This is a genomic window from Myroides sp. LoEW2-1, assembly GCF_009767705.1.
Classification (GTDB): domain Bacteria; phylum Bacteroidota; class Bacteroidia; order Flavobacteriales; family Flavobacteriaceae; genus Flavobacterium; species Flavobacterium album_A.
Window position 1 is genome coordinate 1 of the sequence record NZ_WSPP01000280.1, and the last position, 9,430, is coordinate 9,430.

Here is a 9,430-nt window from a genome sequence, read left to right on the forward strand (position 1 = left end):
GAAAGAGCTCTTGACAATGATAAGACAAAAGCACAGCATGTACTTATAGAAATACAGAAACTATATGCTGTGGAAAAAAAGGCGAAGGAACAAAACTTAACAGCTGATCAAATCAAAGAGCTTCGTCTAAAAGAGAGTTTACCTATCATCAATGAATTGGGTAAATATATGTTTGTTCAAATGAAACTTACACTTCCTAAAAGTCAAATAGGCAAGGCCTTTGCTTACTCTCAAACTAGATGGGATAATCTTAGTGCGTACTTATATGATGGAAATCTACAGATTGACAATAATCTTGTAGAAAACGCTATTAGACCTGTAGCGCTTGGTCGTAAAAATTACTTGTTCGCAGGATCACACGATGCAGCGCAAAGAGCAGCGATGGCTTATACCTTTTTTGCTAACTGCAAAAAACACGATGTTAATCCATATCAATGGCTTAAATATGTTCTAGAAAATATTCAATCTATCAATCATAAGAATATTACAGATTTATATCCTCATAACTATAAAAAGGCAATCTCTGACGCTGTAGAATAATTTTTATACCTCACAAGATGTACTTGCTAGGGTGGATACGATGTTGGCGAAGAAGGCATTTGTATACCATTCACATTAGCGTTAAATAATACAGAAACCGTTTGATCTGGATTTGCTTTATTTCGAACAAAAGTCTGTGACTCAGAGACAAACTCCACTCCTTCAGCATTGGTCAGTTTTAGTTTAGTAATACCAGGCGAAACCACCTTAACAGGAACTGTAATCGTATTTCTGGCATTAATAGCAGTACCACGATATAATGGTTCACTGCCAAAGTTTACTTGCGTAGCATCATAGGCAACTGTCGTAGGCTCCACCTTAACAGAGGCTTTCGCTTCGTTGATGGTAACATCAATATCTTTTAAAGGAACACCATCTACTTCAAAAGTTAACTCATAACTCTCTAAGTCGTTCTTTAAAGGTTTGACATGACCTGCTACAGGTAATAGAGTAACGGGTTGTTTTGGCCCGTCTAAAGTAAACTCTTTTTCAGCAAAGAAATGCAGCCCAAGCTCATCATTCTTAGCCGTAATTTTAGCTGTACCAATAACATCCACATTAACTAATAAATCAATCTTATTACCAGCAGCCTCGCTCATATCCTCGTTGAAGTAGTACTTGCCAAGTGCAGGATAAGTTGCTTTATTAATCTGGAATTTTAAAAATGCTGGGATAATGGTTACATCATATCCCACATTACACTTCTTAGAAGGCAATCCATTAAAGGTGAACTTCAATTTATCTTTTTCACCACTTGATTGTGGATGCCCTTTCTTAGGCATACCACGTCCTTTTAAATAGATGGTGTAATTACCAATAGCTTGGAACTGCCCCTCAGCGGAGAAGAAATAACCGTTGCCAGAATCTGCACTAATACTATACGTACCAATCTGTGAAACGTAAACCTCTATCTGAAGAAAGTGCTTCGTAGGATCTAAAGCAAAACCTTGCTGCCAACTCGGTGCAGGTATCCCCTCGATCGTAAATCCTCCACTTGGTTTTATATTCTCACAACCCGTGATAAAGTCGAACTTAGCAGGAGGTAAACTTCCACATAAACTTCTCCATTTTCCCGTACTCGCATGCCAATATTCAATACAGTCATTAGACGTATTAAATATCACCATCCCCGTAGTTTCTATTCCAGTTGACTCATCCGCCATTAGCCGAGCGGCTAATTGATCTCGTTGAGTTGTATTCATTCTTGGCATATGGAATCCACGTGTGGAACTGTCCAAATCCAATATAGCTGTACTTGTTAATTCTTTATTCGTTGTCTTATCTGTAATACGAGTCCCTACACTCTTTTCATTTTGCGCCCAAACGGTAGAACAAATAAGCAATAAAAGAACAACAGCAAGCTGCTTTATACTATTTTTTATCTTATTCATAAAATATAAGTTTGATAAGTCTTAGCCATTCCAATAAGTACAGAAATAACCAAGAATAAAAACTCCTAATCTAAAACCAATTAGGAGTTTTTATTTTATCTATTAATTATTCATTCATTAATTTAGAGAAGATAGAGATAAGTAAATTCCCCATATACGCATCATACGTTTTTTTATAGTTATTGTGATCCGGACCATTTCTCGTAATAATATCATAATCAGGACTATTCCTTACTTTAAGATAATCAAACATAAAACGGTCTTGCGTACTCTCAAGTACAGGAGCAAAAATAAAATCGTAATCCTTGTGTATAACAATACTTCCTTCAGGAGCGTTTTGCGTAGCTGTTGTCAAAGCAATAAAGTTTCCTCCTGTAAGATCTAAAGATGACATCCCAAAATACCACATAATTCCATAGCCTGGCATATAGCTATAATGCGTAATCATCTTCAATCGATCATTTGGAGCTAAGAAACCAAGTACATCTTTCTCATTATTTGCAATTCTTAAATACTTAGTATCAAAATCTATATTATTATTTAACTTCACCACTAAATCGAGAAGAGCATACTTCTCAGGATAGGTTTTTCCATCATTCCCCCAAGCACTCATTGTTTTCATTCTAGCCCTATACCCTCCATCATATCTGGACAGAGATGAAGCCGCTAATACAATTCCCTTCTTGTCTTTCAGGTATTGCTCAAGTGCATCTGCAACCTGCTTATCCATACTATAATTAAAGGTGCTAATTCCGTCTATGAAAATAAAGTTATAATCACCAGTGCTAATTTTATTGGCAAGATCTGTTCTCATGGCTTTTCCATTAGCATGTCCATAACTATTAGGTTGCAATACTTTTCTCTCTATACGATCGGCATAGTGCAAAATAACTTTATCTACTTTTAACTGACCTGTTTCAAGTATTCTACCAGTCTCTCCAAATTTATTTCCACGCAATACATAACGGTCAAATACATAAAAATCAGCTTCGTAATCAGAACCTATATATAAAATATTCAAATCAGGATTTCCGACTTTTACTTTGAACTTAGCCTCACACATCGTTTTTGCATTACCGTCAGTATTGATAATACGAACGTCGTAAGTTCCCTTATTAGCTGGTACAACATTTTTGTTTACAGGATATAAAATCACTTGTTGTGGTCCTGTTCCAGGAAATACTTGTTTTACTCCATTGACAGTACTACTAAAGAATAATCCATCAGCAGCGTTCTCTGTCACAATTTCATATTCTCCAGCAACATCAACATCCACAGGAACGATGATGTGATAAGTATCACCAATCTCTTTATTATAAGGTACAGTTGAACGGTTTGATTTAATCTTAGCACAATCTACAGTATAAGATACTGGTTTTTGAGCAAGATTAAATTTAATAATCTTATCACCTGTAATTGTAAATCGAGAAGCCACACCAGACATTGTAAAATCAGAAGTCTCCTCTGCCGGCATTTTCTTATCATTTAACACAGGAGTGAACACCACATTCTGCGTTTCATTTGGATTGTCCAATTTATTAAACACCACATCCTTAGCTTCAAACTCAACTCCCTCAGCATTTTTAAGCGATAAAGATGCTTTACCAGAAGCGATTACTTTAACAGGAACCGTAATCACGTGATTCTTATTCATAGGAGAATCCTTGTAAATAGGCTCTCGACCAAAGTCAACTTTAGTTGGGTCAAAAGAAATTTCCGTCCCTTCTATTTTGATAATTGCTTTAGCACCGTTAATTGTAGTTGTCTTATCAGCTTCCTTCACAGAAATATCAAGCTCAAGAGGATAACTTGCATCATCATTGTTATTTGGAAGAAGTTTACCACTCATCGGCGTCAACACAACCTCCTGAATACCAGCTTGCTTAAACTCCACTACTTTTACAAATCCAATCCCCAATGTTTCATTTACAGCACTAATAGTTGGAGTACCAGGGATCTTAACATCTACTTGTAATGTCAATGTATTTCCTTCATCTTCACTTGCCTCTTTACCTACGTAATATTTACCTGCCGCTTCGTAAGTAGTTCTAACAATTTCTAAGCGCAAATCAGCAGGAACCACTTTAATTTCAACTCCATCAGGACATTTCTTTGAAGGAACTCCATTAAAAGTAAACTTTACTTGGTCTCCTTTCTTACCTGTACCCCCTTGATCATATCCTTGTTTAGGAGCTCCCATGCCCTTTAATACTACAGTATAATTTCCTTCTGCCTGAAATTGTCCATCAGCAGTAAAGAAATACCCGTTACCAGAATCAGCACTGATTTGATACGTACCAATCTGAGAAACATATACGCGAATAGTAATAAAGTTTTGATCTCCATTTAAAGATATCCCTTGTTGCCAAGCAGGTCCTTGTACACCCGGAATCTGAATAGACCCATCTACATCTATATTGCTACAACCATCCAAGAAGTCCAGTTTTGCAGGTGGTAAACTACCTCATAAGCTTCGCCATTTTGAAGTCTCAGCATTCCAATACTCAATACAGTCCGTCGTCGTATTGTAAATAGACAAACCTGTATTCTCTTTTCCATTTGCCATTTCTTCTAATAACTTCTCGCCTAACTGATCGCGTTGAGCAGTATTCATCCTTGGCATATAGAATCCACGAGTAGAGCTATCTAAGTCTAAAATAGCTGCCTGGTTTAATTCCTTTTCTGTAGTGACATCTGTAATACGTGTACCTGCAGTCTTATTTACCTGAGCAAAAGCTCCAATACTCAAAAACAGCATTAGCACTACAGCAAAGTGTTTCACTATATTTTTTATGTAATTCATAATCATATCTGTTTTTTATTGTACTACTTTAATTGTTTAAGATACTCTTCGATCGCTTGAAGGCGATCTTCTTGCATTTTTAACTGCTCACGTTGTTCATTGATTATTTTGTGTTGATCAATAGTGTGCAGATAAAGTTCCTCTACCTTTTCTAACAATTGGATAGACAATTCTGAAACATTAATTAAATAACCTTCTTCACTACTTTTATCAAGAGCTGATACAGGTGTAATACCTGGTAAGTGATAGTTTTCTTTAATAAATGATTCTACCGTAGATAAATCTTTGAAGTTATAGTCGTATTTTAAAGACGAAGCCTCTTTAGTAAAATAATTCTCAAATACGTAATCGGCATAGTAACTATTTCGAGCATAGATGCTTCCATTTACGCGCAATTTCTCATCTGGTTTAGGACTTGTAATTGCCGCTTGAGCTTCAGCTGCAGTCACTCCTACTCCTACCCATCCTTGAGTAAAAATATTCTCAGAGTTTAAAGTAGCTTCTTTGTTAGTCTCGGCAACTCTCCATGGCTCACGTACGATCGTACGCAAGGAGAAACGGAAAGTAGAACCTCCACCAAGTTCGTTGATATAGATCAATTCATCATCAGCTGTAATATCAAGAGACGTTTTAGCTTCTAAGTTTTTAACTAATTCTACTAAGCTAATTTTCTTCTCTGTTCCTTTATCATCTGTAAAGTCTAATCCATCTAAAGTACTGTTTACATCTAATTTAGTAATCGCCTTTACCTCTTCATTATCAGCTCCTAATAAATCTCTAACAGCATATTTGTGTACATTTTGGTTTTCATCTCTAAAGATCAACTCCAACTCGGTTGTTGGGTCTCCTTCTTGAACTGTGCCTAAATCCAATTCCTCCTCTGGAGTTAAAGGTTCTCTGTATGACTTACCATTATCATAGTGGTATAAGAGATAATGTCCTAATTCAAAAGAGGTCAAAGTCTGAGACTCTTTCACAATTTCAGGAACATCAATATTGACGATATCTTCTGTTGGTTTTAGCTTATCTGGAGCATAAACAACAAGACCTTTAATCTTTAATGTTTCTGTTTCAGGCTGACCTTGAGCATCAAGTTTAATCTTACCATCTGTATCAAGTACATATTTTTCAATATCTTTCTCTTCGATTGTAAACTTCTCTTGTATTTGTCCACCTAAAATTTCACTTGCATCATCACTTGTAATTACTCGAACCCATTTACTATCTCCTTTTGCATTCGTTGTCCAATAGTAGTAACCTTTAGCTACATGTGTTGCATCATTGTTATATACTAATAAACTTTCTTTTATTTCCCCTTCAATAGGATCTTTCTTACTAAGGTCTTCAATAACAACATTTGGAATTAACACCCCTTTATCAGTGGATTCCACATGTAAAATAGCGCTTGGATCTGGTAGAGAAACACCTATTCCAATTCGCTTTTGAGATTCTTGTGCGTTTACTAATCCGATAGCAAACAAACAAGATAACAACAGTAGTTTTTTCTTCATTCTATTTTATTTTTTTGTGAACAATATATTTACTCTATACTATATGCGCTATAAAAGTTAACATAATATCCTAAATTCAAATATTTAAACATTAAAATTAAATTATTGAAACTATTTAAGTAAATAAACAACATTAAAAACAATAATTAACTTAAATTGCATATATTTAAGTTAAATAAATTATACTAAAACAGTTAAAACATAAATAGACCATTTACCACTTTCAACACATATATATCAATATTTAACAAAAATTACACACATAAAGACAAATAAAGCCGTTGCAAAAATACTTTTACAACGGCTTTCGTTAACATTAATTTCAGAGTATTAAATAAATACTATTCTCTTTTCTCTTTAGCCTTCATTTGAGTACTAACTCCTATTCGATTCCAAGCATTAATAGTTACCATACACATAATTAATTGAACAAGGTAATCTTGTCCAAAAAGCAATAGCGCTCGATCGTAAACACTATCAATAATACCTCCCCTATGGATATATGCTATTGACTCAGTCATTTCTAAAATAAGACGTTCTTCTTCTGAGAAAAGCTCTGTTTCTCTCCAGGCTGCTAAAACTAAAAGTCTTTGAATACGCTCTCCGTTTTTTAGAGCATCTTGACTGTGTATATCGAGGCAATAACCACATCCATTAATCTGAGATGTTCGCACTTTAATTAACTCTTTGTGAATTGGCGTTAAATCACTTTGATCTAAATACTGCTCTAATACGATCATCCCCTTATAAGCTTTAGGGTCCACCTGGTTGATTTGTCTTCTATTACTCATCATTTTCGTTTTTAATATTACCCTACAAAGCTCAGTAAAGCAAATAGCAAAAAACTTAAACAGGTTTAATAAAACAACCAATGTGGAAAAAAGTAAAAGAGACGATATTAACGCAAACTGTTCTTTTTAATCTCACTTAGATATTCAGGAGTAAAACCTAAATAAGAGGCAAGTAAATATTGAGGTACTCTTTGTACAAATTCGGGGTAATGCGAAGCAAAGTGAAAATAGAGTTCTTCTCTTGAATATTGATATAAGAACTGTACTCTCTTTTGTGCGGCTGCGTAACTTCGCTGAAATATTCTTCTAAAATATTGTTCCATCACAGGATGATGCTGTAATAACGCATCAAGGGATTCTCTACTTAGAGACAAAACAATTGAGGTTTCAACAGCTTGTATAGTCAAATCACTCAAGCTACTGTTTTCAAAAGCCATATAGTCACAGATCCACCAAGATTCAATTGCAAAATCAAGAGTTTGTAAAGAGCCGTTATCTTTTATATAATAGCTGTGAAGACAACCCTTGCAGACAAACAACATAGACCTACAAAGTTCTTCTTCATGCTGAACTATCTCCTTTTTCTTTAGATTAAGCGCTGTAAAATAAGTATAGATTTGCTCAACTTCACTTTGACTTATAAAAGGTATAAACTTTTGAATATGTTTAAATAAGAACTCTTTACTCATTTGAAAACAAATTATCACTCACTATTTAATTACTTATACTGTCCTGGAATTTCTATGACGTGATAAAGCTGTACTTGAGCAATACTCAACAACATCTTACAATTGGTAGCTGTTATCCTATTATCTCTAAGCTTGAATAGAAAATTTGAATTGGATTGAAACAGCTCTGACTTAAATAGGGCTACATAATCTAATAGTGAAGTAAACTCATTTTCGCTACGATCGCTGTAATAGTCAAAAATATCTGTAAAGTCTAACATCTTTAAATACTTCATATTTTGACTCTTGGCAAGGTTGTATATAAAGTTTTGATGGTGATATCCCGAATGAACTATTAATTGCTCTAACCGCAAATTTGGCACTTCAAAAAAGGTTGCATCGGGTGCCGAAGGAACTTGAAGAATCTTTAATTTAGGCATTTTTGATACTAACTTAGCAATCATTCCATCTTCGAGATCACATTCACCAATTAAACAAAGATTGTGATCGCCCATATCTGTCAAATTTACTTTAAAAGACCGAACATTATTTAAAGTAATATCTGCTTTAGCTAAACGACTAAAGTCCCAATTGCGAAAGCCATTTGCACCAGCATCTGGTCCATTAAAATTCAATGAAACAAAAGCATCTGGATTAGCGATAATCAAATCTAAAACTGCACAAAAGCCAAAGTTGTATCCTTCCTCTTGTTCAAAAACTTCGCTTGATACATCAGTATCCTCATCATATCCATCTCCAAAATAATTTAACTCAAATAACTCACCAATCTTAGAAAAACTAATTCGAGGCGAATATATCAGACTATACGGATAGTCTTTATTGTAGTATTTATAAATTCTATCTTGTAATGCTAATAACTTTTCTATCATGCCTTATCTATTTTAACAGTAATATCCAATAGTTCAATACTGTAGTATCAATTTATTGGTAATCTTTTTTTATTGTTTTGAAAATAAATCTAACTTTTTAAAATACACCTTTTGTCTTTTAATTTTATTGTATTAATAATAATTACCTACAATTATTAACAAAATTAAAAACAGTACAAAACGGCAAACTTAAATTAGTTAATTAAACTTCAGCAACGCTACAAAGCACCATTGCCTTCATTCACTATACTTATAAACTTAAATGCACAATTAAACGTCTATTAATGAGTCCTAATGCCCTTTTTAAGACCTACGTTCAAGTACAAATAAATTTACTTTACTAAACTTTATTCTTAAATACTATCATAGTTATGCTTTGCAAACTGTTGCAATATTCAAACTTGTAAACAAGCTTTGATTAATGAGCTTATAAACTATCTATTTAACTAAGTCCTCCAAGCTTATTTATATCCTTTTAACTTAAAAGTATCAAACACCTATTTACAAAAAACACTAACTACTACTTTATACAAATATAGTGCAGTATTAAATACACTTTCAAAAGATTCATATACAAATCACACATTTTGTACCATATTAAAACACAAAACGCATATTACATAAACTACTTAATGCTATAACCACAGTAGTCTGTTCTTATTAAACTTATATATTAAGTTGAAAATTACTTTGAATAGTGAACTTTACCTCTTGAAATCCCACCTATCAATTTTAAATTAAAACTGTCTTTACTACTTCGTCATTTTATAATACCATAAAAAGCAGTTTAGGGAATATTTTGACAATAATACACCTAATTAGTCACAATTATTCAA

At 33.8% G+C, this 9,430-nt stretch carries 8 protein-coding genes; 1 reads left to right on the forward strand and 7 read right to left on the reverse strand.

The features are described from left to right. Window positions 1-540 (forward strand): IS66 family transposase (locus tag GOQ24_RS14400; RefSeq protein WP_160340005.1); only part of this gene is annotated, 540 nt, incomplete at its 5' end. Window positions 541-566: 26 nt separating this feature from the next. Here the strand turns inward: GOQ24_RS14400 and GOQ24_RS14405 are convergent. The 7 genes from GOQ24_RS14405 to GOQ24_RS14435 all read right to left on the reverse strand — a co-directional run bounded on the left by GOQ24_RS14405 (window position 567) and on the right by GOQ24_RS14435 (window position 8,594). Then, window positions 567-1,931, reverse strand: coding sequence for a hypothetical protein (locus GOQ24_RS14405; protein WP_160340006.1), 1,365 nt, complete (start codon window positions 1,929-1,931; stop codon window positions 567-569). Window positions 1,932-2,037: 106 nt separating this feature from the next. After that, window positions 2,038-4,365 carry a hypothetical protein gene (locus GOQ24_RS14410; protein ID WP_155091699.1) on the reverse strand — a complete coding sequence of 776 codons (2,328 nt, stop codon included), beginning with the start codon at window positions 4,363-4,365 and terminating at the stop codon, window positions 2,038-2,040. Window positions 4,366-4,395: 30 nt separating this feature from the next. After that, a complete protein-coding gene (locus GOQ24_RS14415) occupies window positions 4,396-4,734 on the reverse strand; it encodes a hypothetical protein (protein WP_155091698.1) in 339 nt (112 codons plus the stop codon). Between the two features lie 23 nt (window positions 4,735-4,757). Then, window positions 4,758-6,245 (reverse strand): hypothetical protein, encoded by a 1,488-nt coding sequence (locus GOQ24_RS14420; RefSeq protein WP_155091697.1) that lies wholly within the window; start codon window positions 6,243-6,245, stop codon window positions 4,758-4,760. A gap of 341 nt (window positions 6,246-6,586) precedes the next feature. Beyond that, on the reverse strand, window positions 6,587-7,036 hold the full coding sequence (locus GOQ24_RS14425; RefSeq protein ID WP_155091696.1) for a carboxymuconolactone decarboxylase family protein: 450 nt from the start codon (window positions 7,034-7,036) through the stop codon (window positions 6,587-6,589). A 107-nt stretch (window positions 7,037-7,143) separates the two neighbouring features. After that, window positions 7,144-7,725, reverse strand: a complete 582-nt coding sequence (locus GOQ24_RS14430) for a Crp/Fnr family transcriptional regulator (RefSeq protein WP_160340007.1) — start codon at window positions 7,723-7,725, stop codon at window positions 7,144-7,146. A gap of 29 nt (window positions 7,726-7,754) precedes the next feature. Then, window positions 7,755-8,594 carry a hypothetical protein gene (locus GOQ24_RS14435; protein WP_155091694.1) on the reverse strand — a complete coding sequence of 280 codons (840 nt, stop codon included), beginning with the start codon at window positions 8,592-8,594 and terminating at the stop codon, window positions 7,755-7,757. Between the last annotated feature and the right edge of the window lie 836 nt (window positions 8,595-9,430).